Here is a 23,536-nt window from a genome sequence, read left to right on the forward strand (position 1 = left end):
TGGCATCCCGGCCTGAGACACTTACTCGAATGAGGCCCGCTATCCGGCGCGGTAGCGTTCGATCGCCCCGTGCCGCAAGGTGGTGGTGAGTACCTCGGAGCCGATGCCGGCGGCCTGTTTTATAACGAGGCCGTCCGGCCCCCAGAATCCGCTGAGCCCACAAGAGGTCCCAAGGTCCGTAATGCCGCCGAGATTGGCTACCAGCGTGAACATTCTGTTGTCCATGGCACGGGCGCCCAGATGCAGACCGAGCCGGTGACTTTCGGCGTTGGTGTAGAGGGCAGACACGGCATAAATATCGGCTCCCGCTTGCGCCGCAGAATCAGCATGGTCAGGGTGCGCTGCTTCGTAACAAATTGCCAGGGCCACCTTCCAGCCATCAACCTCGATCAGCTTGACACCGTCCCCAGGCGTGAAGATCTCCAGTTCCTGCCCATGAAGCCGGGATTTGAAGGCAAGGTCAATTGTTCCTTCAGGATGGATGACAAGTGACGCAAGCCGCCGGGTACCGTCTTCCTCCATCAACGGCGCACCAATAACTGCAGTGATTCCGGTCCGGCGACAGATCTCCCTGACCGGATCCAGCCGCCGGTCACCATCGGTGATCCAATGGTGCGGCTCTTGGAGCAGTGCCAGGGAATAGCCAGTAGCCGAGAGCTCCGGGAAAATGACAAGCCTTGTGCCGTGGGAAGCGGCGTCCTCGACATGAGCCACATGTTCGGTCATGTTTGCCGAAACGCCCCCGTAGAGCGCTCGGTATTGGATGACAGAGACGGTCAAAGGGGAAGTCACAGCGCCAGTCTAGGTTGAAATGCCCCGGCGCCGTCCACTGTTGCCGGCACTGGCGTCGCTGCCTTCCGGCAGCGACCGGCCATCGTGGGAATCGGGTTCGCCGCAGTATCGCTGAACGGCCTCCTCTTTCAGCGACTCAGCCCACGCTGCGAGGCGCTGGGCAGCCCGGACGTAATGAAAAAGTTCCGTGGGGGTCAGCGCCTCCACGTCAGTCTCAGCAAGCCTCCGGGCGAGCTCGGCTCCCACGGGCTGGGCCGCCAGCACTGTACCCTCCCGGTTCCACTGGACGTCCTCTGACGACTCGCCGGCCACCAACCGCCGGAACAGGAAATCCACGACACCGGGACTCATGGCTTTGAGGACTCCTGACGCATCGGGCTGACGCCCAGGAAGACCGCCCTCACGAACACGCCGCTCAGAAAGGCTGCCTTCAGAAAAGCTATGTTGAGGAACGCTGCGTTCAGGAAAAACCGGTTCCATAGGACTGCTCATGCCGTTCATGCTATTCGAACATATATTCGAAAACAAGTGCCAGCTACACGTCACCCTCCTCGAATCAACCCGGCCTGTGGGGACGGGATGTGAGACGATCGGCTCATGACCTCCCGTGGTACCGCTGCAGCCGGCCGGACCATTAAGCGCGGTCAATCAACTGGCAGGCTGGCAGCTATTGACGCAGCCCGGGGCATGGCGCTGCTCGGCATGATGGCCACGCATTTACTGCCTACGTTCGAGCGGACCGCGGCCCTGACCCCGACGTGGGTGGGCTTGACCTTCTCGGGCCGGGCGGCTGCCTTGTTTGCCGTGCTGGCAGGAATCGGGCTTGCTCTCTCCACTGGAAAGGAGCGCCCGCTGGCGGGAGACCAACTATGGGCAGCGAGGCGCGGCATAGCGCTGAGGGCCTTGGTGATTGCCGTCGTCGGGCTGTTCCTCGGTGGCCTGGAAGTCAACGTCGCAGTGATCCTGGTCCACTATGCGTTGTTGTTCCTGTGCGTGCTGCCATTCCTGGGGATGAGCCTGAAGCGCCTTTGCATCATTGCAGGTACTTGGATCCTGGTCTCCCCGCTTGTCGCATTTATGCTGAGGCCCTGGCTCCTTGAGGCCACCCCTCCCTTGAAGCTGGGGCACAATCCGAAATGGGAGGATCTGGGGACACCGGGCCAACTGCTGGGTGACCTGTTGTTCACGGGCTATTACCCGGCGTTCCAGTGGCTCAGCTACCTGCTCATCGGCCTGGTCATCGGACGGCTTGCCCTGACGAAGGCCGCAGTTCCCGTTCTGCTGCTGGCCATTGGAACCGGGGTTGCCGTCGTCGCCAAATGGTTCGGCGTTGTGATGATGAATGACTGGGGTGGCAAGGACGCATTGCAGGAAGTGATCAGGGATACGTCCTATCCCTTGGACAGTGTGCTTCAGGTCAATCTGTCGGGCGTGCAGCAAACCGGTTCATGGTGGTGGCTCGCGTCCAGCGCTCCGCACTCGGGGACCACTCTGGACCTGCTTCACACCTCTGCAGTGGCGGCAGCAGTTGTTGGCGCATGCCTCTTGCTGGGAAGGCTCGGCGAATGGCTTGCCCTGGACCTTCTCCTCCCTTTGCGGGGTGCCGGAGCGATGACCCTGAGCCTCTACACGGCGCACGTTTGGGTCATCGCCGCGATGTACCGCCAACCTTTGCCACAGGGATGGACCGAGGACGGCATGTACTTCGCGCACGCTGCCACCGCAGTATTACTCGGTACCCTCTTCGCAATGCTCAAATGGCGAGGCCCGCTTGAATGGGTAGCCCACGCGGCAAACCAGGTAGGCCGCTACCAACCGGCACGAGTCCGCTAGCCGGGCATGCCTCGAAACAATTTCACGGCATCCCTCATGGACGCCCTGGCACGCTTTCGGTCCCCCGCCGCGTCATAGGCGCAGCTCAGCCGGAACCACGAACGCCAGTCCCCAGGAGCGGCCTCAGCCTCTTCACGGTATTTCTCAAACTCAAGGTCAGCCGCTTCCCTGATGATCCGGCCGGCGGGGGTGCGCGGAAGGTTATCCACCGGAAGCCCGCCTTCGGCTTCCAGGACCTTGGCCATCTGCTCCGTACGGGCGCCGAACATCAGCTCACGGATCAACGCCCAGGCACCGATAACGGGAAGCACCAGATACCCTGCGCCGATGGCCTTGGCAACAAGGTTGGGATCACCCAGCAGCAAGACAGCACGCTGGAACGCGACCACGAGGTAAAACACGAGCAGGAGCGTGACAGCACCCACCCAGATTTTTGTGCGGTTTTTTTTCAGACTTACCAGGATGTCAGCCATGGTGGGCTATAACCCCAGATCCAGATAGCCGTCCAGCCCCAGTGTGAGTCCGGGCCTGCCGCTCACACCCCGAACACCCAGCAACACGCCGGGCATAAAAGACGCGCGGTCGAACGAATCATGGCGGAAGGTCAGCTGCTCCCCCGGGCCGCCCAGCAGCACCTCCTGGTGGGCCACCAGACCCCGTAGCCGCACACTATGGACCCGTACGCCGTCCACGTCACATCCGCGGGCGCCCTGGAGCTCCGATGTGGTCGCGTCGGGACTTGCAGAGACGCCGGCGGCGTTACGCTCGGCGGCGATCAACTGGGCGGTGCGGAATGCGGTGCCTGACGGCGCATCCACCTTGTCCGGGTGGTGGAGTTCAATAATCTCTACTGACTCAAAGTACTTGGAGGCCTTGGCTGCAAACGCGGAAGCGAGGACCGAGCCGAGTGCAAAGTTAGGTGCGATAAGGACCCCAACACCGGGGTGGGCAGCCAGGACGGATCGAAGGCCCTCCAGGCGTTCGCCGTTCCAACCGCTGGTACCTACCACGGCGTGCATCCCATGCTCGACGGCGAACCGCACGTTTGCCTCGGAGCTCTCCGGAACAGTCAGGTCCACTACAACAGCGGCACCCGAGTCAATCAGCGAGTCCAGGGAATCCTTGCGTCCCAATGCCGCGACGAGCTTCAAGTCCGGTGCAGCTTCGATCGCTTTGACGGCTTCGGCGCCCATGCGCCCGTTCGCGCCCAGGACGGCGACTGCGAGTTGTTCGGTCATGGCGTTAACCCTACCGCCGGGGGTCAGGCGCCTGCGCCCACCCACTCAACAGTCCCGTCACTGAAAAACTGTTCCTTCCAGATGGGAACCTGTTCCTTGATCCTGTCCACGAGCTCCGAGCATACGGCGAACGCCCGGCCCCTGTGGGCTGCTGAAACGGCGCAGACCAGGGCGGGGTCCCCGATTTCCAGGGTTCCCACCCGGTGGGCGGCCCAGATCCTGACGGCCGGTCCTTCCGCTTCAGCGGAATATTCGGCAACAAGCTGCGCGACGACGTCGGTCATTACCTGGTGTGCCGTGGGGTGGGCGCTGTAGCTGAGCCGCTCAACGGCCTTGCCGCCGTCGTGGTTCCGTACCACTCCGCTGAAGCTGACCACCGCACCCGCTGTATCTGATTCGACAGCGGCGATTGCCTGTTCCACAGAGATGGGTTGGTCACTCAAGACGGCGTGAACCACTTCGAAGCCGGATTCAATGCCCATTGCTTCCCTCCAATTGATCGCAGAGGTGCCCGATGACCGGATCAAGCACCGTTAATCCGTCCATGACGCCTTTCGGCGATCCGGGCAGGTTCACGATGAACGTTGATCCTGCCGCCCCCGCATAACCGCGGCTCAACATGGCCATAGGCGTCTTCGCCCGGCCGGCCTGCCGCATCCCCTCCATGATGCCGGGGATTTCACGATCCAGCAGGGGAAGGGTCATCTCGGGGGTGAGATCGTCAGCGTTGAGTCCCGTGCCTCCGCTGGTTATGACGACGGCGGGCCGCTGGGTCAGCAGCGCGCGGATAGCGGCTCCTACGGGTTCGCCGTCCGGGACCACCATGGCAGGGAACGGCTCGAAGCCGTGCTCGGTCAGCCAATCGATGATTACGGGTCCCGTTTCGTCCTGGTACATCCCGGCTGCCGCCCGCGTGGAGGCGATCACGACTCCGGCCTTCCGACCGGTGACGTCTTCTCCGTGACGGTGTGGTTCAGAAGTATTCACAGCGCCCAGTCCCCGCTCTTGCCGCCGCTTTTGGCGAGCACTTTGATGTCAGTCAGGACAGCGTGCTTGTCCACTGCCTTGATCATGTCGTAGACACTGAGGGCCGCTACCGACGCCGCCGTAAGGGCTTCCATTTCGACCCCGGTGACCCCCCGGGTCCGGACGGTCGCGAGCACGACCACTGAGTCCTCAGCCAGTTCGAAATCCACTGTCACTTTTGAGATGGGCAAGGGGTGGCACAGCGGAATGAGCTCTGGCGTCTTTTTGGCGGCCATGATCCCTGCCACCCGGGCAACGGCCAGGGCATCGCCCTTGGGCAGGCCCCCGGAGCCAAGCAGGGAGAGCACTTCGGCGGTGCTGCGGACTGTGGCTGTGGCTGTTGCCTCGCGGGTTGTTTCCGCCTTCGCTGAAACATCAACCATCTGGGCGGTTCCGTCGCTTCGCAGATGGGTAAGGGCGGTGGAGTTGTCTTGATCGTTCACAGGATCCATACTTCCACTTCTGCGCCCTCCGCGAGCGCCGCCGTCCCCACAGGGACATGCACCAAGGCATTCGAATGGGCCAGGGCATGGACAAGGTGGGACGAGGGCCCGCCCTCGAGCCTGACACTGCCGTCAGCAAGGAAGGTGCCGCGGCGGACCTGGTGCTTCCCTTCGGGGGATGTGAGCGGCTCTGCCAGACGGGCCTTGAAAGCCGGGCGTCCAGCCGGGGCCCCCAGCAAGGAGGTCAGCACGGGCCTGAGGAACATCTCGAAGGAAACGAGGCAACTGACGGGGTTCCCGGGAAAGCCGAGGAAGGGCACGCCGTCGAACGTTCCTATCCCCTGCGGACCGCCTGGTTGCATCGCGACGTGGAGAAACTCAACGTCGTGGTCCTCCATGGCCTGGCGGACCACTTCGTAAGCGCCTTTGCTGACGCCTCCGGTAGAAACTATGAGGTCCGTCCCGTCGGAATGGTCGCGCAGCAGGGCCTGCAGCTCCTGTGGGTCGTCGGTGGCGATTCCGGTCCGGGTGACTTGGAGCCCGGCCTGCCTCATAGAGGCGGCCAGGAGGGTGCCGTTGGCGTCGTAGATCTTCCCGGGATCCAACGGACGCCCGGGTTCCACTACTTCGTCCCCGGTGGTGATCAGCAGCACCCTCACCTGCGCGTGCACCTCCACGTCGGCCATGCCCAGACCGGCAAGGAGCCCGAGTTGGCCCGGACCAAGATGCGTTCCGGCCGACAACGCCAGCTCGCCTGAAGCGATATCGCTGCCAGTTGCGCGGACGTAGGTTCCCGGGCCGGTGGCGGGCAACCGGACCCGTGCGTCGGCACCGGGGGCGGGAAAGGAATCGGGAACTGCCCGTTCAATGGGCACGACGGCGTCGGCCCCCGCTGGCATCATGGCCCCGGTCATGATGGGGACGGCAGTTCCTGGCTGCAGGATCGATGCGCCGGCGCCTGCAGGAACCGGAGCGGCCACCTGCAGTTCGGCCCCTCCGGGAGGAACGTCAGCACTGCGTACGGCAAAGCCATCCATCTGCGAGTTAGCGAACGGCGGCAAGTCAAGGGGTGCGTGGACGTCGCTGGCGGTTGCCCGGCCCAGAGCCTCCAGGAGGGGAAGCCGTTCTCTCCGTCCCGATGTGGTGAGCGGCATCAACAGTTCCCTGACCGCTGACCTGTGCTCCTCCACTGATCTGTGCTCCTCGCCGGGGCTGTGCACCCGGGCTGATCTGTGCGCCTCCACACTGCTGTGCCGGTGCGGGGTGGAGTCCATGATCCTGCCTTCGGTGGGAGCTGCTACGACGTCACGACCACTCTAACCGTGTGATAGCCGGTAGCTCCGTCAGGGGCGACGGACCGGCGTTCTTCCACTTGCACATCACCGTCAAGATCGGTTGCGCGAACCTGGATTTCGTACTGCCCAGGCGTGAGGTCCAGGGGCAACTGCCATTGGTACCACGTATCGCGGGAAATGCCCGGGGCCAACCGCGCCTCTTGCCACTTCCCCCGGTTCACACGCAGCTCCACCTTGCTGATCCCCGTGTGCTGTGCCCACGCCACGCCAGCGAAGGTGGTGGCGCCAGCCTTCACCACCTTGTCCGTGGCGGGCACATCGATCCGGGAGGACATCTTGATGGGACCGCGTTCGCTCCAGCCCCGTGGAGTCCAGTAGCCGACGTCGTCCGCGAACCTTGTGACCTTCAGCTCGGTAAGCCATTTTGTGGCTGACACATAGCCGTAGAGCCCCGGGACGATCATCCGGACCGGGAACCCATGCTCCAGCGGCAGGGGCTCCCCGTTCATGCCTACCGCCAAAAGGGAATCCCTGCTGTCCGTGAGTGTTTCCAGCGGAGTCCCAGCCGTCCAGCCATCGGCACTCCGGGACAGCACCATATCAGCGCCGCTCTTGACCCCGGCCATCAACAGCAACTCGCGCACAGGCCACCCAAGCCACAAGGCATTACCAATGAGATCCCCACCCACCTCATTGGACACGCAGGCGATGGTCACATGACGTTCCACCAGCGGCTTGGCCAAAAGATCAGCAAAATTCAGCTGGACCTCCCGCTCCACCATTCCCGTGACTTTGAGCGTCCAGGTGTCGGCGTTCAGTGCAGGCACCCTCAAGGCGGTGTCGATCCGATAAAACTCGGCATTGGGCGTCACAAGCGGGCTAACTCCATCCACGGCCACCTCTGCTCCGGCCGGAACGGGTGGAGCTACGGATCGTGGCGGGGGAAGGACCAGCTTCCGCCGCACGTCATTCACTCCGACAACAGCGCTGTTCAGTACGGCCGCCAGCACACCGCCGCCAGCGGCCAAGCCTCCTGCCCAGCCAAGGCCCTGCAGAAACCTGCGCCTGGCAGGTCGCCGGGGAGGTTGGCTGCCGCTATCCACGCGTAATGCCGGCTTCAGAAGTGTCTTTCCGCTCGGCTGGGGCTCCTGTGCTGCCCGCTCTCGGGCTGCCCGCTCTTCGAGGCCAGGCACCACAGGGACGCCTCCGGAAATCCCCTCCGCCGCTTCCCAATCCTCCAGCTGTTGAATGAGCCGGCGCAAAAGCACAACACCCAGAACAGCCGCGACCAGAGGCCCGGCTAGGGCTTGTTCGCTGAATTGAGCACGGCTCACCACTGCCAGCAATCCCACCACACCGAAGATGCCGATCAGCCATACCCCTGCATAACGCCGGCGCCGTTCCACGATTCCTGCCACAGCCGCCAGCGCAGCAATGATCATGCTCATGCCGATCAGCAGTGCAAGCTTGTCCGCGGTTCCGAAGGCCGCTATCGCCCAGTCCTTCACGGCAGGAGGAACGGCATCAATGACAGCTCCGCCCACTGCGGTCATCGAGGTCAGGGAAGGACTGAGGAAACCAGCCACCAGCTCGCCACCCGCCACACCGGCTCCAATAGCCACGATGCCCGCTGACGCCGCCCACCGCTCAGGCCTTTCCATGCGAGCCTCCTTGATTTCCGTCGCCTGACAGTGCCACCGGCTTCGAAGCCTCTGCCGGGATGCGGATGGAGAAACAGCACCCCTCCCCCTCGTTGTGGACCGTTACCGTGCCACCATGTGACCGCACGATCCCTGCCACCATGCTCAATCCGACTCCCGCCCCGCTGTAGGGCGTCCGTCCCTCTTCCATAGTGCCGATGACTCTTTCCTGACTGAGCCCGGCACGACTCCGGGCAAGGTCCTTCTGCCAACCGGTCTCGAAAACGTGCTCCAGGTCCTCCTCGGCTAGGCCGCCGCAGCTGTCCCTGACAGACACCACCGCATCCGCACCTTCCCGCCCGACCTCAACGTGCACCAGCGAGTCCCTGGGGCTATAGAGAATCGCGTTGAGGACCACGTTACGGATGGCCCGGCCCAGCGACGGACCGTCCGCGACGGCAAGGCACTCCCGTTCCCCTCCGCCGTCGAGCCTTATGTTCCTTTGAGCAGCCAACGGCGCGAGGTCGGCGATGGCGTCGCTGGCAAGGTCATAAAGATCCAGTGGCTCGGAAGTCAGCTGCAGGGTACCGGCCTGGATCTTGGACAGCTCCAGGAGGTCATTCACCATTCCTGCCATCTGGTCTGTCTGGGAGATGATTTGGCGGTGGTAGCTGCCGGCGTCCTCGGCCATTCCGTCCTCGAGCGCTTCGGCCATGGCCCGCATGCTGGCCAGCGGGGTGCGGAGATCGTGGGAAATCCAGGAGACCAGCTCCCGTCGCGACTTTTCCACCGCTGCCTCACGCTGGCGGGATTCCTCGAGCCTCGTGCTGCTCAGCTGCAGTTCCTCGGCGAGCGCTGCCAGTTCGGAACTCATCACAGGAATGGCGTTCCCGGGCTTCTTGCCGCGGCCAAGATCGCGGGCGGCGTCAGCCAGGGTCCGTGCGTTCCGCGATACCCGTGCCCCCAGCATCAAGGACATGGCAACGGCGACGACGGCAGCAATGGCCAGGATGTACCACATGACTTCGAGGTCCCGGGCGGAAATGAACATCGCGTTGAAGGCGCTCACCATGCCCGCCGTCAGCACTGCCACCGTGGCAAGAACGGCGACCGAAATCTGAACGGCAAGGGAGGTCCGGCGCAGGGACCTGAGGACCAGCATGGAGGCGCCGCCGATCACAACCGCCCAGAGCAAGGCCCACGCGATGATGCCGAACAACTCAGCGGCCTGCATCTGCAACTCCCGCGTCGCCGGTCAGCCGAGGCTCGCTCGCGGCGGAGGGATCCAGCCTGTAGCCGACCCCCCACACCGTCTTCAGGAGCGTGGGCCTGGCAGGATCGCGTTCAATCTTTTCCCGGAGCCGCCGCACATGGACCGTGACGGTGGAAAGGTCACCAAAGTCCCATCCCCACACCGCGCGGATAAGGTCCTCCCGGCTGAAGGCCTGGTTTGGCCGGCGCAGAAGGAAGGCCAACAAGTCGAACTCCCTGACCGTGAGCGTGAGGGGCTGGCCGTTGTGCGTCACGGTCCTGGCAGCTGGATTCAGATCAAAGCCGCCAATTTCAACGGGCGGTTCCGGACTGAAGGCCTGAATGCTGCGCCGGAGGACTGATTTGACCCGCAGCACCAACTCCCGGGGTGAAAAAGGCTTGGTCATGTAGTCGTCCGCGCCGGCTTCAAGGCCCAGGATCCGGTCGTCTTCGGTGCCCAGCGCTGTGAGCATGATGACGGGCACTTGCATGTTTTGCCGCAGCCGGCGGCATACCTCAACGCCGTCCAGGCCGGGCAGCATGCGATCCAGGATCACCAGGTCCGGATTCCGTTCAGAGGCCAACCGCAATGCAGTAAACCCATCCGCCGCGACGTCTACCTGGAATCCGGACTGCAGCAGATAATTCCTGACGACGTCAGCGAGGATCTGTTCGTCTTCGACAAGGAGGATGCGTCTATTGCCTGTTTCGGCCAGATTCCCGCTTTCGTGGGCTGGCAACGGGAACTTGGTCACGTCTTCAGCATAGGTTCGTGTCCCCAGCGCAGCATCCGTTTCGGCTTCAGAAGGGCCAACCGTTGGGATTCCGTAAGATCCAAGGAGGTCACAGGCGTGATGGATGCCTCGCTGGTGGCGTAGCCTGATTTCATGAGTGTTCAGCTAGGCATGCCGCAGCCGCGCGAAAGTGGCGCCGGTTCAGGTGACCGGACACCTCTGCCCGCCACCCGTCCGGCCGGTCTCGCACCCGGCCTGGTGGACCGCTACGGCCGCCGTGCCACCGACATGAGGTTGTCGCTGACGGACAAATGCAACCTGCGCTGCACGTACTGCATGCCCGCAGAAGGCCTCGAATGGCTGGCCAAGCAGGCCGTGATGACCGCGGAGGAGATTGTCCGCATTGTCCGGGTGGGCGTGGACCACCTCGGAGTCCGCGAACTTCGCCTCACCGGCGGGGAGCCCCTCGTCCGGGCTGACCTGATCGATATCATTTCCGCACTGCGCAAGGCGCATCCGGAGCTTCCCATTTCCATGACCACCAACGGGGTGGGGCTCGACAAGAAGGCCGCTGCTTTAAAGACAGCGGGGCTCTCCCGGATCAACGTCTCCCTCGATTCCCTCCACGAAGAGACATTCGCCCAACTGACCCGCCGCCCGTTCCTGGACCGTGTGCTCGCCGGCGTCGACGCGGCGTGGGCTGCCGGACTGGGTCCGGTGAAGCTCAATGCAGTCCTCATGCGGGGAATCAACGATGAGGAGTCGCCGTCGTTGCTCGCGTGGGCACTTGAGCGCGGCTATGAGCTGCGTTTCATTGAACAGATGCCTCTTGACGCCGACCATGGGTGGACCCGCCGGAATATGATCACCGCCGCGGAAATCCGCGACCTGCTTTCGGTGGATTACGTCCTGGGTCCGGACCCGCGTGCTCGGGACGGGGCTCCCGCGGAACGCTTTGAAGTACGACGGCGGGAAGCCGGTTCCGGTGATGCCACCGGTCCGGTGCTGGGCACTGTGGGTATCATCGCCTCGGTCACTGAGCCGTTCTGTTCGGATTGCCGCCGGACGCGCATCACTGCCGAAGGCAAGATCATGAGCTGCCTGTTCTCCCGGGAGGAGTTCGACCTTCTGGGACTCTTGCGGGCAGGAGCCACTGACGAGCAGCTCGCCGAGCGCTGGCAGGATGCAATGTGGCTTAAGCCCAAAGCCCATGGCATGGACCATGTAGGACTTGACGCCCCGGACTTCGTCCAGCCGGACCGCAGCATGAGCGCCATCGGAGGCTGAACCCTTGAATGTCCGTTACTTCGCTGCCGCGCGCGCTGCGGCAGGTGTGGAGGAAGAACGCTTCAAACTCCCTGCGGGATCTTCCGTGGAGGACCTCCTCGCCGCCGTGCTCACAGTGGAACGTCCCGAGCCTCCCGCCGGAACCCCGCCGCTGGCACGCATCCTGTCCCGGAGCAGTTTCCTGTTGAACGAGGTAGCCGTCAGGGACCGCTCAGTGGCGGTGGGCCCGGACGACGTCGTCGATGTACTTCCGCCTTTCGCGGGCGGATAGATTAAGCACGCCGGCAGACTGACCTCATGAACGGGCGGAAATCGTGGGCATCACGGAGCCTGAGATCCGCTGTATGCGTCAACACGCCGTCGTCCACGCGGAAACGGTGTCTGGCCGTTCCATCCTCGCTGCGACGCTCAACCGTCAGCGTTCCTTCGTGCCAGGAGCCTCGGGCGGGGACCCCTGGGGGACCTCCCATGCTGTCCACGTAGTACCACAGGGTGTCGTGGTGGTCAGGATCCACCGTGAAGACTCCGTGCCCTTCGAAGTGGGAACCGTCCGCTTCGACGTGGCGGTAGCTCTGCACGACGGCGAAGCCTCCGGCGGCGCGCGTGAAGGTCACCTCGGCGTGCGCCGTGCGCGCCGGACCCCAAGCCGTTGCGGCAAGCTCCGTGACGCCCGTCCAGTGCCCGAGGAACACCTCGAGAGCGGAACGTCCCTTGCCGGGCTGCCCACTCTCCATGCTTCCTCCCGACTGGCGCCGCCTATGGCACCATCATTGCCACGGCAGCAGACGGTGTCCATAGCCGCGACCGGTGTTCACAGCCAGGCCCCATAAGCGGGTCAGAGCCCGAACGTTTCGCTTTCCTCAAAAGGGCCCACCACAGTCACGGTTCGTGGAGCGGCGGCAAGCTCGCGTGCCAGCGTCCGGACTTCAGCGGCTGTCACGGACTTGATGAGGCGCAGCGTCTCATCGATGTCCTGGTACTCCCCCGAGACCAGCTCCGCCCGGCCCAGGCGTGACATCCGGGAGCCGGTATCTTCCAGGGCCAGCACAATTCCACCGCAGAGCTGACCCACAGCCTTGCGGAGTTCATCCTCTGAAATTCCGTCCTGGGCGAGCTTATCCAGCTCGGCGCCCAGCAGCTCGAGGACCTGCCGCACCTTGGACGGAGTGCAGCCTGCATACATCCCGAAATACCCGGCATCGGCGTAGGAGGACGCGAAGGAGTACGTGGAATAGACAAGCCCGCGCTTCTCACGGACCTCCTGGAACAGCCTGGAGGACATCCCGCCGCCCAGGACAGCGTTCAGCACGCTCATAACGAACCGGCGGTCGTCCGTAGCCACAATCGTGGGGCAACCCACGATGATGTTGGCCTGTTCCACGGGCCGTTTGACCACGTGCAGCCCCGCCGTGCCGGTAATTTGGGCCGGTGCTGTGGAACGGCGCTGGACGGGCTCCGCGCCACTTTCGAGTTCCCAGCCCGCGGCACGCAGGGCGTCCACCACAAGGCGGCAGACGACGTCGTGATCAAGACCGCCAGCGGCGGTAATGACCAGTTCATCAGGGCGGTAATAGCGCCGGTAGTGGTCCCAGACGGAGTCGCGGGCCACCGCCTTGATTGCTTCAGGTGTTCCGCCGATAGGCCTGCCGAGAGGATGCGTTCCGAGCACAGCAGCCACAAAGTGCTCATGCGCGACATCGGTGGGATCGTCGCTGTCCATGGCGATTTCTTCGAGGATGACGTCCCGCTCCTGCTCCATTTCCTGCGGGTCCAGGACAGCACCGGTAATCATGTCGGCAATGACATCGATGGCCATGGGGAGGTCCGTGTCCAGCACCCGGGCGAAGTAGCACGTGCTTTCCTTGGCCGTGGCAGCGTTCGATTCCCCTCCCACCTCATCAAAGGCGGACGCGATTTCCAGGGCGGTACGCCTGCGGGTCCCCTTGAACAGAAGGTGCTCCAGGAAGTGGGTTGAACCGTGCTGGCCCGGAGCCTCGTCCCGGGACCCGACCCCCACCCAGAACCCGATGGTTGCCGAGCGCTGACCCGGCATCTCTTCCGTCAGGACGCGCACACCGCCAGGGAGCACAGAGCGCCGGACCACGGCCCCGCCGTCGGCTCCGTGGATCAGGGTGTCACCGGGCTGGTTCTGCTTGAGCGGCAGGGGTACGACAGTCATTAAGGCCTTTCAATGGTGCAGGTCAAATCTGCCTGCAATGCTATCAGCGGCTGCTGTTCTAAAGGTTCAGGGGTTTAACGGCTCAGGGCCGGTGGATTTATCCACCGGCCCTGCCGTTATTGCTGGTGTTGCTGACTACTCGGAGATGTCAGCGCCCTCGGAAGGAGCTGAAGCGTGAACGCGTTCGGATTCTTCGCCCGCGCCTTCTTCCTCAGCCACTACCGGTGACAGGGACAGCTTCCCGCGGTCATCGATCTTGGTGATTTCCACCTGGATCTTCTGGCCCACGGAAACAACGTCATCGACGTTGTCCACGCGCTTGCCGCTGGCCAGCTTGCGCAGCTCGGAGATGTGCAGCAGGCCGTCCTTGCCCGGGGTCAGGGAGATGAACGCACCAAAGGTGGTGGTCTTGACGACCGTACCCAGGTAGCGCTCGCCGATTTCCGGAACCTGGGGGTTGGCAATGGCGTTGATGGCGGAACGTGCTGCGTCTGCAGACGGACCGTTGGTAGCGCCGATGTAGACCGTGCCGTCGTCCTCGATGGAGATGTCGGCGCCGGTGTCCTCCTGGATCTGGTTGATCATCTTGCCCTTGGGGCCGATGACCTCGCCGATCTTGTCTACGGGGATCTTGACGGCGATGACGCGGGGTGCGAACTCGGAGAGTTCGTCCGGGGTGTCGATCGCTGCGTTGATGACCTCGAGAATGTGCAGGCGGGCTTCGCGGGCCTGCTTCAAGGCTGCTGCAAGAACCGATGCCGGAATGCCGTCGAGCTTGGTGTCCAGCTGGATGGCGGTGACGAACTCGGACGTGCCGGCGACCTTGAAGTCCATGTCGCCGAAGGCGTCTTCGGCGCCGAGGATATCGGTCAAGGCTGCGTAGCGGGTCTGGCCGTCAACCTGGTCGGAGACCAGGCCCATAGCGATACCTGCAACGGCGGCCTTGAGCGGCACACCGGCGTTGAGCATCGACAGGGTTGATGCACAGACTGAACCCATCGACGTCGAACCGTTGGAGCTGAGGGCCTCAGACACCTGGCGGATGGCGTACGGGAACTCCTCGCGGGACGGCAGCACCGGCACGAGCGCACGCTCGGCAAGGGCACCGTGGCCGATTTCGCGGCGCTTCGGGGAACCGACGCGGCCGGTCTCGCCGGTGGAGTACGGCGGGAAGTTGTAGTTGTGCATGTAGCGCTTACGCGTGACAGGCGACAGCGAGTCAATCTGCTGTTCCATCTTGAGCATGTTCAAGGTGGTGACGCCCATGATCTGGGTTTCGCCACGTTCGAAGATCGCTGAACCGTGAACGCGGGGCAGAACCTCAACCTCAGCAGTGAGCTGGCGGATGTCCGTCAGGCCACGGCCGTCAATGCGGATCTGGTCCTTGAGGATGCGCTGGCGCACAACCTGCTTGGTGACCGAGCGGAATGCTGCAGAGAGCTCCTTCTCGCGACCTTCGAACTGGCCCGCGAGTGAAGATGTGACCTCATCCTTGAGCGCGTCCGAAGCGTCGTTGCGCTCCGTCTTGTCAGCGATCTGGAAGATAGCGGCCAGCTTGTCAGCGGCGGCAGCCTCAACTGCTGCGTAGACGTCGTCTTCGTAGTCCAGGAAGACCGGGAACTCAACGGTGGGCTTGGCCGCGCGGGAAGCGAGGTCAGCCTGGGCGTCGCAGAGGGCCTTGATGAACGGCTTGGCAGCCTCGAGACCCTCGGAAACAACCTCTTCGGTGGGGGCAGTGGCGCCCTGTTCCTTGATGAGGTTCCAGGAGTTATCCGTAGCTTCGGCTTCGACCATCATGATGGCAACGTCGTCGCCGGCGATGCGGCCGGCAACAACCATGTTGAAGACGGAGTTTTCGAGCTGCGAGTGCTTCGGGAACGCGACCCACTGTGAGCCGTTCTCGTCGGCCACGAGGGCAACGCGCACGCCGCCGATGGGGCCGGAGAAGGGCAGGCCCGAGAGCTGCGTGGACATCGAGGAAGCGTTGATGGCTACGACGTCGTATAGCTCGTCCGGGTTGATTGCGAGGACGGTCACCACGATCTGGACCTCGTTGCGCAGGCCCTTAACGAAGGCCGGACGCAGGGGGCGGTCCATGAGGCGGCAGGCCAGGATGGCCTCGGTGGACGGGCGGCCTTCGCGGCGGAAGAACGAACCCGGGATACGGCCGGCAGCATACATGCGCTCTTCGACGTCGACCGTCAGCGGGAAGAAGTCAAAGCCTTCGCGCGGCTGCTTGCCTGCTGTGGTTGCGGAGAGCAGCGCGGTGTCTTCGTCGATGTACACCATTGCTGCGCCGGCTGCCTGCTTGGCGAGGCGGCCGGTTTCGAAGCGGATTACACGCTTGCCGAAGCGGCCATTGTCAATAACTGCTTCTGAGAACTGGATTTCGGGACCCTCCAAGAGAGTCACCTCCGTTTCTTGTTTAACGGAAGTCCAGCCGCATCAACCCAACCCAGCATCTGTCTACTGGATTGCACTGCACCCGGTCATCGATCGAGACCCACGGGCCAGGGCTTCGTTCTTCGAAGCCGTTCCCGGGGATCACTACCGAGGACCGCGAATGCGTGATGCGGTTGATCCTCCTATTGAATTTTTTGTGAAGAAGGCGGCCCGTTCCGTGCAGGAAAGGGCCGCCCCCTAAATCTGACTAGCGGCGCAGGCCGAGGCGCTCGATGAGCGCACGGTAGCGGGCAATGTCAGTGTTCTTGAGGTAGGTCAGCATGCGCTTACGACGCCCAACCATGGCCAGCAGGCCGCGCTGGGTGTGGTAATCGTGCTTGTGCTCCTTCATGTGCTCAGTGAGATCCTTGATCCGCTGAGTCAGGACTGCAACCTGGACCTCCGGTGAACCGGTGTCGGCCTCGGACGTTGCGAAATCCTTGATGATGGACTGCTTTACAGCGGCGTCAAGTGCCACAATAACTCCTAGAGATGTGCCGTGAGGCCCGAATCAGTAACTCACTGCCGGGGATGCTGGTCCGACTTTCCGGAGAAGGCCGTTACACAACAGGAACCAGCCGCCACGGACTGCAGCCGGATCCATCGTTTAGTTTACCGGCAGCGGCCTAATCTTGTCGAAACAGAGGATGCCGCAAGCGAAGTTGTCGAAGATTGTTGGCCGTGCGGCCGTCAGCAGTTCACCGTTGCCTCCGATCGTTCACCCGTCAGCTGTTCTGCCGTGGGTCATCCATCAGCTGGCGAATGGCGGTCATGCCGTCGTACAGCTCGCTGAACGATGTGCTCAGTGGAGACAATCCGATCCTGAGCCCGTGCGGGGCCCGGAAGTCCGGGATGATGTCCCGTTCCCAGAGCACCGACGTCATCTCCCGGAACGCCGGATGATCAACAGTGATGTGGCTGCCCCGCTGATCCGGGTCCCGCGGAGTGGAGAGTTGGGCTCCCCGTGGCGCCAGCCAGGAATCGTACAGTTCCACGGCAAAACCGGTGAGAAGACACGACTTGTGCCGGACGGCCTCCATCCCGGCCTCCTCGATCAGGTCCACCATGCCGCGCATGGCGATCATGGCCAACACCGCAGGTGTTCCGCTCAGGAAACCCCGGATTCCCGGCGCCGCTTCATATCCGGCCGCCATCTCGAAAGCATCTTTGCGGCCCATCCATCCCCAGATGGGTTGAGACAGGCCGGGAAGGTGCCGGGCGTTGACATAGGCGAACGCGGGTGAGCCTGGCCCGCCGTTGAGGTACTTGTACGTGCACCCGGCGGCGAAGTCCACCTCGCAGGCGTCCAGCTCGATCTCTACCGACCCGGCGGAGTGGCAAAGATCCCAGACCACCAGGGCGCCGGCGTCGTGCACTGCTTCCGTAATCCCCCGCAGATCCGCAAGGTGGCCGGAGCGGTAGGCCACATGGCTCAGGACGACGACGGCGGTGGCCTGCCCCGTGGCAGCGCGCACCTCTTCGAGGGTGACGCCGGCGGCCGGATCCGGTGTGATCCACCGCAGCGTAAGGCCCTCTTCTTTTGCGATTCCTTCAACGAGGTATCGGTCGGTAGGGAAATTTTCCGTGTCCAGCACGATTTCGTTTCGGGCGGAGTCAGTTCTGGCTGCAAGCGAGGCCCTGATCAGCTTGTAGAGGACCACAGTGGTGGAATCAGCAATGATTACATGTCCCGCGGCCGCGCCGAGAACAGAGCGGCCCAGTTGGTCGCCAATAGCCTGTGGCAGGTCAAGCCATTCCTCGTCCCAGCCCCGGATCAGCCGCCCGCCCCAGCTTTCTTCAATAAAGCGGCTGATGTCCTCCCGCGTTCTCTTCAACGGACGGCCCAGGGAGTTGCCGTCGAGATAGGACAGCGTGCTCTCCGCTCCGATGAAGTGGCCCCGATACCCGGCCAGGGGATCCTCTGCGTCGAGCTGCCTTGCATGGGCCAGAAGGGTGTCATCGCTGAAGGTCGGCTCAACCGACGGGTTCGGCTCGACCTCTGCAGGTGTTGGACGCTTCACTGCCCGATCTCCGCCCGGACAGCAAAAAGCTCAGGGAAGAATGTCAGTTCCAGGGCCTTCTGCAGGAAGGCAGCACCCGTGGATCCACCTGTGCCCGTTTTCATGCCGATGGTCCTTTGGACGGTCCGCAGGTGCCGGAAGCGCCACAGCTGGAAGTTGTCCTCAAGGTCTACAAGTTCCTCACACGCCTCATACGCGCCCCAGTTATCCGCGGCGTTTTCGTAGATGTATTTGAAGACGGGGACGAGTTCCGGGCTGAATTCGTGGGCGCGGGTCACGTCTCGGTTCAGCACCGACTCAGGAACGTCGAAGCCCTGGCGGTGCAGGTAAGCCAGGAACTCATCGTAGATGCTCGGAGCCTCCAGGAGGAGACGTAGTTGTTCGTGCGCTTCTGGATCGGACTCGAAGACGGGGAGCATCTTACGGTTCTTGTTCCCCAGCACGAATTCCACGGCCCGGTACTGGCTGGATTGGAACCCTGAGGAGTTACCGAGGAAGCCGCGGAACTGGGAATACTCGGTTGGCGTGAGAGTAGCCAGGACGGACCATTGCTCGGTCAACGTCCTCTGAATGTGCTTGACGCGTGCAATTTCCTTCAGTGCCGAACCGAGGTTATCCGCACGGAGGTGCCCGGCAGCGCTCTGAAGTTCGTGAAGCACCAGCTTGAGCCAGAGTTCGGTGGTCTGGTGCTGGATGATGAAGAGCATTTCATCGTGATGTTCAGGGCTGCTCACAGGCTGTTGCGCGCTAAGCAGTGTGGGCAGTTGCAGGTACGAGGCGTAGCTCATGCGCGAACTGAAGTCGCGCACAATCCCCTTGTCCAGCTTTCGCGTGTTGTTTTCGACAGCCACAGTGCCGCCTTCCTTCCAAGGGCCGGAAATCAGCGCCTCACAAGCAGATCGTGAGCCTGGATAACGTCCAGGCTCATCTGCTCGACGAGCGCTTCAGGCCCACGGTACGCCACCATTCCCCGCAGCCTGGCCACGAACTCAACCACTACTGTCTGGTCGTACAGATCGAAGTCATCTGCGGACTCTTCCGGCCTGTCGATGACGTGTGCTTCCACCTGGCGGCTGACACCTTCAAAAGTGGGGTTGGAGCCAACGGAAATGGCGGCTGGCCACCGCGTTCCCGCCTGATCCACCAGCCAGCCTGCGTAAATGCCATCAGCAGGAATGTAGCCAGTGGCATCAGAAGACAGGTTGGCGGTGGGAAATCCGAGGGCACGTCCCCTGGCTGCGCCGTGGACCACCTGGCCGCGCATCCGGTGGGGACGCCCGAGCACGGCAGCTGCTGTGACGACGTCGCCGTCGCGCAGGGCCTCCCTTACCCAAGTAGAGGAACAGCGGCGGTTTCCGTCGTCGCTGTTGTTCATGCCCTCCCCTGGTTTGGGGTCATGCAGCGGGTAGCCTTCTGAACCGAATTCGCTGATGACCTGGACGTTGAAGCCGAACTTCTCCCCCAGTGCCTGCATGGTGGAGAGGTCACCTGAATTGCCTCGGCCGAACCGGGCATCATGGCCGATCACCACATGGCTGGCCTTCAAAGCACCGACGAGGACCTGCTCGACGAATTCCTCCGGAGTCAGGCTCGCGAGTTCCAGTGAGTACTTCATGACCAGTACGGCGTCCAGGCCAAGTTCTCCCAAGGCATCCAGTTTGTCCTGCAGCCCCATGATGAGTTCGGGAGCGGACTCAGGCCTGTGCACCTGGGCGGGGTGTGGATCGAAAGTGACCGCGACGGACTTGGCACTGTTGAGTCGGGCTGTACGGATGAGCTGGGATAGCACCTGCTGGTGCCCGCGGTGCACGCCGTCGAAATTTCCGACTGTTACAACCGATGGGCCGAAGTCCGCCGGGACCTCAGTCAGATCGTTCCAGATGTGGGCCATCAACCTCGCCTTACTGCCTGCCATGGAGTCGCACCGGGCCGCTCAGGGCCCGGAACACTTTTAGATTACCCGCAAATGCCGACGGCAACCGACGTAGTGGCCATTGCCTGCATCGGTACTCCGCGCGATGGGTCAGCCAACACGACGGCGACCTCGTCAAGAAACCACCGAGGGAAGGAGTTTCTTCGCAAAGGGCCACTATCGCGTAGCCTTGAGGACGTCAGTGCTTGGGGGCTAACGGACATCTGGGAGGATCCGTATGGCGGACCGGGCAAGTAACTCCATACTTTCAATCGGTCTAAAGACAAGGTCTCAGTCATGAAAACCCCATCTGCTCGTGCACGCAAAATTGCCCTCTTCGGCGCCGGCCCACTTGCGGTCCTGATAGCCGGCGGCATGGTCTGGCAGGGTTCCCAGGCTGCGTTCACAGCCTCCACCCGCAACTCCGGCAGCTCGTGGAGCACGGGAAACGTGGTGCTGAACGATGATGACCTCGGCGCAGCCGCCTTTACCGTTGAAAACATTGTCCCGGGACAGACCGGCCAGAAGTGCATCGTGGTCACTTCCCAGTCCAACGTTCCAGGCGAGGTCCGCGCCTACACGCAGAACCTGATCAGCTCGAAGGGCCTGGAGAACAGGATCTTCTTTGATCTGGAGCAGGGTACCGGCGGATCCTTCAATGACTGCACCGGGTTCACCCCAACCGCGAACAACGTCCCGGAGCTGCCCATCTCCACCCTCGCCTCGGTAAACCGTGACTTCGCTACGGGCGGTGTAGCCTGGCAGACCGCCGGCACGCCGGGCGAGACGCAGAGCTACCGGGGAACGTGGCGCTTCGACACCACAGGCCTGAGCCAGGAGGACATCAATGCCCTGCAGGGGGCACGTGTGGGCATCGACTTGGTGTGGGAACTCCAGTCGGACACTCCTCCGGTCGTCCCCTAGCCTGAGGCCTCTGGCGGAAGTCATTGGTGAACCGGGAGGTACCCGGGTCCGTCCGGGATTCCCCCTGGGGCCCGCTGATATCGGCTGACGGCTGGGCTTTGTTCCTGGCCTCCTTGGCCTCGCGGCTGTATCTGGGCGTGATGTTGAGTCTTGCCCTGATTGCGGTGCTGCCTGCCCTGCTGGGCTGGCACGGCACCGTAGTCCAGAGCGGGTCCATGGAACCCAAAATCAGCGCGGGCGACGTCGTGCTCGCGGCCGGGTTCGACGCCGCCCAACAGGTCCCGGTTGGCGGCGTCGTAGAGTTCACCAGCCCTGCAGCGGCGGAGCCGGGCGGAAAGGAAAAGACCCGGTTACACCGGATCGTCGCCGAGAACCCGGACGGCACATTCATCACCGCAGGTGACGCCAACGCCCAGGTGGACAGCACACCCCTGAAGCCCGAACAAATCACGGGCCAGGCCCGTCTGCTGATTCCCTCCATCGGGCTCCCCGGGCTCTGGCTGGGCACGGGGAACTTCTCCGCACTTGCGTGGTGGAGCGTGCTGACACTGTTCGCGGTTGCTGTCGCCGTCTTCGCCCCCAGCCCCTCCTCAGGGAACGGCCAAAAAGGCGACGGCGACGGCACCCCGCTGCCACGCAAACTTCCGTCTGATTCCGGTTCACGTCTGCTAAGGACAAGCACCGCCTGCGGAATCGTGGCGGGACTCGCCGTGCTGGTTATGGCCGGATCAACGGCGTTTTCCTCAGCGGCGTTCACCTCCGCGACCGTCAACTCCGCCAGCACGTTCAGCACGGCTGTGGACTGGAACCCGCCGTCGGTGACCACAACCAGCCCCGGCACCACTGTGCGGGGCAGCGTCACCCTCACCGCAGAAGCCGGGGACGCGGAAACCGGCATCCGCGATGTTGCCATCCAGTACCTCCCCCCGGGAGGCACTTGGAGCACGCTGTGCACAGCAAAAAGTACACCCTATTCCTGCCTCTGGAACACCAATGGCCTGCCAGACGGTGCATACAGCCTTCGTGCAATAGCGACAGACAATTCCGGTTTGAGGAGCACCTCCGCGACCGTATCAACCACGGTCGCGAACACTTTCGCCGTTGTCCTCAACGACCCGGGGGATGTCCAGCGCGGCAACGTCAACCTCGCTGCAATCCTCCACAGCCCGGGAAGCACCGCCTACTCCGTCCGTTTTGAGTACTCGTTGGCAGGAACAAACAAGTGGAACACCCTCTGCCTGAAACAGACCGCGCCTTATGACTGCACCTGGCTTACTGGCGGCTTCGCCAACGAATACTACGACCTCCGCGCCGTGGCCATCTCGGGGACCACAACCGCCTACTCCGAACCAATCACTGATGTGCTGGTGGACAATCTGGCCCCCACAGTGACCATGAGCGACCCAGGCACCCCGTTGCGTGGGGTCAGTACCTTCACCGCCGTGGCCTCAGATGCGCACTCAGGCCTCGCCCAGACACAGATCCAGTACGCCCGTACCGGCACTACTTCGTGGGCGCCCCTCTGCGCTGTGACCGTGCCGCCGTATTCCTGCCGCTTCGACACCACCGTCCTCGCCAACGCCTCTTACAGTTTCCGCGCGATAGCCACTGATGAGGCAGGGAACAGCACCACATCAACTGCGGTGACCAACAGAGTGGTGGACAACACCGTCTCTTCAGTATCCGTGGAGGATCCCGGCCCTTACCTCACAGGTAACGTCACACTGAGTGCAACCGCGAACTCGACGGCCGGCGTCGCCAGTATCCGGATCCAGACAGCACCGGCCGGGACTGGAACCTGGACTACCCGCTGCACCCTGGCTGCGGCACCCTATACGTGCCTCTGGGACACCAGCACGGTAGGCGACGGGCCGTACGATATCCGTGCAGTCCTCACTGACGGAGCAGGAAAAGAAACCATCTCCGTCACCGTTCCAGGACGGCGCGTCGACAACAGTCCACTTCGAGCAGTGGACGTCCAGTCCGCCAACAACAGCGGCCAACCGGGCAGGATCGACGCCGGCGACACCCTGGACTTCACGTACAGCCAGCAGATCAACCTCAGCTCCGTCACCCCGGGGTGGGGCGGCGCTTCCCTGCCCGTGACGGTCCGACTGCGGGACGGGAATATCCTGGGCCTGGGCAACAGCGGGGACACCATCGATGTACAGCGGCCGGGCAGCACAGTCAACCTTGGCGCCGTGAACACCAAGGGAAACTTCGCCAAGAACCGCAGGAGCATCACTTACAACGCCACCATGACCGCCACCACTGTGAACATCGACGGAGCCACCCGAACGATCGTCACCATCACACTCGGCAACGCAGCCAGCGGCAGCGGAAGCCTTCACACCTCCGGCACGCCCGCAGCAATGGTCTGGACCCCGACATCCTCCGTCACTAACGCAGCTGGCCTCGCCTGTTCCATCGCTCCGGCCACCGAAACCGGCACCCTCGACACAGACTTCTAAACGCTTTATTGGATAGAACATGTGAACGGCAGCGGAACCGGTCAGCCC

General features: G+C 63.1%; 23 protein-coding genes. 5 read left to right on the top strand and 18 right to left on the bottom strand.

All coding sequences use genetic code 11. From position 1 onward, the window contains the following. Positions 1-39: 39 nt before the first annotated feature. Both M1E02_RS13940 and M1E02_RS13945 read right to left on the bottom strand, forming a co-directional pair. Positions 40-792: a carbon-nitrogen hydrolase family protein gene (locus M1E02_RS13940; RefSeq protein ID WP_479374837.1), complete on the bottom strand. Its 753-nt coding sequence runs from the start codon at positions 790-792 to the stop codon at positions 40-42. 9 nt (positions 793-801) lie between these two features. After that, complete coding sequence (locus M1E02_RS13945) at positions 802-1,143, bottom strand: hypothetical protein (protein WP_479374838.1); 342 nt, start codon at positions 1,141-1,143, stop codon at positions 802-804. A gap of 246 nt (positions 1,144-1,389) precedes the next feature. Here M1E02_RS13945 and M1E02_RS13950 point away from each other — a divergent pair, with 246 nt between their 5' ends. Beyond that, complete coding sequence (locus M1E02_RS13950; protein ID WP_479374839.1) at positions 1,390-2,625, top strand: heparan-alpha-glucosaminide N-acetyltransferase domain-containing protein; 1,236 nt, start codon at positions 1,390-1,392, stop codon at positions 2,623-2,625. On the opposite strand, the gene M1E02_RS13955 is transcribed toward M1E02_RS13950, so the two are convergent. From M1E02_RS13955 to M1E02_RS13995, 9 genes are read right to left on the bottom strand one after another with little or no spacing between them, the layout of a single operon-like run. After that, the gene (locus M1E02_RS13955) at positions 2,622-3,098 is read right to left on the bottom strand and encodes a hypothetical protein (RefSeq protein WP_479374840.1); all 477 of its coding nucleotides are present in this window, start codon (positions 3,096-3,098) and stop codon (positions 2,622-2,624) included. The genes M1E02_RS13950 and M1E02_RS13955 overlap by 4 nt on opposite strands. Positions 3,099-3,104: 6 nt before the next feature. Beyond that, positions 3,105-3,863 carry a 4-hydroxy-tetrahydrodipicolinate reductase gene (gene dapB / locus M1E02_RS13960; RefSeq protein ID WP_479374841.1) on the bottom strand — a complete coding sequence of 253 codons (759 nt, stop codon included), beginning with the start codon at positions 3,861-3,863 and terminating at the stop codon, positions 3,105-3,107. A gap of 23 nt (positions 3,864-3,886) precedes the next feature. Further along, positions 3,887-4,345 (bottom strand): molybdenum cofactor biosynthesis protein MoaE, encoded by a 459-nt coding sequence (locus M1E02_RS13965; protein ID WP_479374842.1) that lies wholly within the window; start codon positions 4,343-4,345, stop codon positions 3,887-3,889. Continuing rightward, positions 4,335-4,790: a MogA/MoaB family molybdenum cofactor biosynthesis protein gene (locus tag M1E02_RS13970; protein ID WP_479374843.1), complete on the bottom strand. Its 456-nt coding sequence runs from the start codon at positions 4,788-4,790 to the stop codon at positions 4,335-4,337. Before M1E02_RS13970 ends, M1E02_RS13965 begins: the two co-directional genes overlap by 11 nt. A gap of 56 nt (positions 4,791-4,846) precedes the next feature. Continuing rightward, on the bottom strand, positions 4,847-5,341 hold the full coding sequence (moaC, locus tag M1E02_RS13975; protein ID WP_479374844.1) for a cyclic pyranopterin monophosphate synthase MoaC: 495 nt from the start codon (positions 5,339-5,341) through the stop codon (positions 4,847-4,849). Next, positions 5,329-6,606, bottom strand: a complete 1,278-nt coding sequence (locus M1E02_RS13980; RefSeq protein ID WP_479374845.1) for a molybdopterin molybdotransferase MoeA — start codon at positions 6,604-6,606, stop codon at positions 5,329-5,331. The genes moaC and M1E02_RS13980 overlap by 13 nt, the downstream gene beginning before the upstream one ends. 23 nt (positions 6,607-6,629) lie before the next feature. After that, the gene (locus M1E02_RS13985) at positions 6,630-8,288 is read right to left on the bottom strand and encodes a molybdopterin-dependent oxidoreductase (RefSeq protein WP_479374846.1); all 1,659 of its coding nucleotides are present in this window, start codon (positions 8,286-8,288) and stop codon (positions 6,630-6,632) included. Next, positions 8,275-9,501, bottom strand: coding sequence for a sensor histidine kinase (locus M1E02_RS13990; RefSeq protein WP_479374847.1), 1,227 nt, complete (start codon positions 9,499-9,501; stop codon positions 8,275-8,277). The genes M1E02_RS13985 and M1E02_RS13990 overlap by 14 nt, the downstream gene beginning before the upstream one ends. Further along, entirely contained in the window at positions 9,488-10,273 is a 786-nt protein-coding gene (locus M1E02_RS13995) for a response regulator transcription factor (RefSeq protein WP_479374848.1), read from the bottom strand. The genes M1E02_RS13990 and M1E02_RS13995 overlap by 14 nt, the downstream gene beginning before the upstream one ends. Before the next feature lie 132 nt (positions 10,274-10,405). Between M1E02_RS13995 and moaA the strand changes: the two genes are divergently transcribed. Then, entirely contained in the window at positions 10,406-11,539 is a 1,134-nt protein-coding gene (moaA, locus tag M1E02_RS14000) for a GTP 3',8-cyclase MoaA (protein ID WP_479374849.1), read from the top strand. Positions 11,540-11,543: 4 nt separating this feature from the next. After that, the gene (locus M1E02_RS14005) at positions 11,544-11,810 is read left to right on the top strand and encodes a MoaD/ThiS family protein (protein WP_479374850.1); all 267 of its coding nucleotides are present in this window, start codon (positions 11,544-11,546) and stop codon (positions 11,808-11,810) included. Between the two features lies 1 nt (position 11,811). Here the strand turns inward: M1E02_RS14005 and M1E02_RS14010 are convergent, their stop codons facing one another. The 7 genes from M1E02_RS14010 to M1E02_RS14040 form a co-directional block, all read right to left on the bottom strand. Continuing rightward, complete coding sequence (locus M1E02_RS14010) at positions 11,812-12,273, bottom strand: DUF1579 family protein (RefSeq protein WP_479374851.1); 462 nt, start codon at positions 12,271-12,273, stop codon at positions 11,812-11,814. A gap of 101 nt (positions 12,274-12,374) precedes the next feature. Continuing rightward, positions 12,375-13,718: a M16 family metallopeptidase gene (locus M1E02_RS14015; RefSeq protein ID WP_479374852.1), complete on the bottom strand. Its 1,344-nt coding sequence runs from the start codon at positions 13,716-13,718 to the stop codon at positions 12,375-12,377. Positions 13,719-13,853: 135 nt separating this feature from the next. Beyond that, the gene (locus M1E02_RS14020; protein ID WP_479378160.1) at positions 13,854-16,121 is read right to left on the bottom strand and encodes a polyribonucleotide nucleotidyltransferase; all 2,268 of its coding nucleotides are present in this window, start codon (positions 16,119-16,121) and stop codon (positions 13,854-13,856) included. Between the two features lie 247 nt (positions 16,122-16,368). Beyond that, positions 16,369-16,638 carry a 30S ribosomal protein S15 gene (gene rpsO, locus M1E02_RS14025; RefSeq protein WP_247048644.1) on the bottom strand — a complete coding sequence of 90 codons (270 nt, stop codon included), beginning with the start codon at positions 16,636-16,638 and terminating at the stop codon, positions 16,369-16,371. A gap of 247 nt (positions 16,639-16,885) precedes the next feature. Beyond that, the gene (kynU, locus tag M1E02_RS14030) at positions 16,886-18,109 is read right to left on the bottom strand and encodes a kynureninase (protein WP_479378161.1); all 1,224 of its coding nucleotides are present in this window, start codon (positions 18,107-18,109) and stop codon (positions 16,886-16,888) included. Between the two features lie 68 nt (positions 18,110-18,177). Beyond that, on the bottom strand, positions 18,178-19,032 hold the full coding sequence (gene kynA / locus M1E02_RS14035) for a tryptophan 2,3-dioxygenase (RefSeq protein ID WP_479374853.1): 855 nt from the start codon (positions 19,030-19,032) through the stop codon (positions 18,178-18,180). A gap of 29 nt (positions 19,033-19,061) precedes the next feature. Next, on the bottom strand, positions 19,062-20,072 hold the full coding sequence (locus M1E02_RS14040; RefSeq protein ID WP_479374854.1) for a bifunctional riboflavin kinase/FAD synthetase: 1,011 nt from the start codon (positions 20,070-20,072) through the stop codon (positions 19,062-19,064). Between the two features lie 318 nt (positions 20,073-20,390). Between M1E02_RS14040 and M1E02_RS14045 the strand changes: the two genes are divergently transcribed. Continuing rightward, positions 20,391-21,017 carry a hypothetical protein gene (locus M1E02_RS14045; protein ID WP_479374855.1) on the top strand — a complete coding sequence of 209 codons (627 nt, stop codon included), beginning with the start codon at positions 20,391-20,393 and terminating at the stop codon, positions 21,015-21,017. A 26-nt stretch (positions 21,018-21,043) separates the two neighbouring features. Then, the gene (locus M1E02_RS14050) at positions 21,044-23,488 is read left to right on the top strand and encodes an Ig-like domain-containing protein (RefSeq protein WP_479374856.1); all 2,445 of its coding nucleotides are present in this window, start codon (positions 21,044-21,046) and stop codon (positions 23,486-23,488) included. The last annotated feature ends 48 nt before the right edge of the window (positions 23,489-23,536 follow it).

The organism is Arthrobacter sp. Z5-13, assembly GCF_056499105.1.

Excerpts from the sequence above, each read along its gene's own strand:
- M1E02_RS13945 (WP_479374838.1), bottom strand. The coding sequence starts at position 1,143 with ATGAGTCCCGGTGTCGTGGATTTCCTGTTCCGGCGGTTGGTGGCCGGC.
- M1E02_RS14045 (WP_479374855.1), top strand. The coding sequence starts at position 20,391 with ATGAAAACCCCATCTGCTCGTGCACGCAAAATTGCCCTCTTCGGCGCC.
- M1E02_RS14010 (WP_479374851.1), bottom strand. The coding sequence starts at position 12,273 with ATGGAGAGTGGGCAGCCCGGCAAGGGACGTTCCGCTCTCGAGGTGTTC.
- moaA (WP_479374849.1), top strand. The coding sequence starts at position 10,406 with ATGAGTGTTCAGCTAGGCATGCCGCAGCCGCGCGAAAGTGGCGCCGGT.
- M1E02_RS13965 (WP_479374842.1), bottom strand. The coding sequence starts at position 4,345 with ATGGGCATTGAATCCGGCTTCGAAGTGGTTCACGCCGTCTTGAGTGAC.
- M1E02_RS13980 (WP_479374845.1), bottom strand. The coding sequence starts at position 6,606 with ATGGACTCCACCCCGCACCGGCACAGCAGTGTGGAGGCGCACAGATCA.
- M1E02_RS13950 (WP_479374839.1), top strand. The coding sequence starts at position 1,390 with ATGACCTCCCGTGGTACCGCTGCAGCCGGCCGGACCATTAAGCGCGGT.
- M1E02_RS14015 (WP_479374852.1), bottom strand. The coding sequence starts at position 13,718 with ATGACTGTCGTACCCCTGCCGCTCAAGCAGAACCAGCCCGGTGACACC.
- M1E02_RS13990 (WP_479374847.1), bottom strand. The coding sequence starts at position 9,501 with ATGCAGGCCGCTGAGTTGTTCGGCATCATCGCGTGGGCCTTGCTCTGG.
- M1E02_RS13985 (WP_479374846.1), bottom strand. The coding sequence starts at position 8,288 with ATGGAAAGGCCTGAGCGGTGGGCGGCGTCAGCGGGCATCGTGGCTATT.
- dapB (WP_479374841.1), bottom strand. The coding sequence starts at position 3,863 with ATGACCGAACAACTCGCAGTCGCCGTCCTGGGCGCGAACGGGCGCATG.
- M1E02_RS13955 (WP_479374840.1), bottom strand. The coding sequence starts at position 3,098 with ATGGCTGACATCCTGGTAAGTCTGAAAAAAAACCGCACAAAAATCTGG.
- M1E02_RS14040 (WP_479374854.1), bottom strand. The coding sequence starts at position 20,072 with ATGGCCCACATCTGGAACGATCTGACTGAGGTCCCGGCGGACTTCGGC.
- moaC (WP_479374844.1), bottom strand. The coding sequence starts at position 5,341 with ATGGATCCTGTGAACGATCAAGACAACTCCACCGCCCTTACCCATCTG.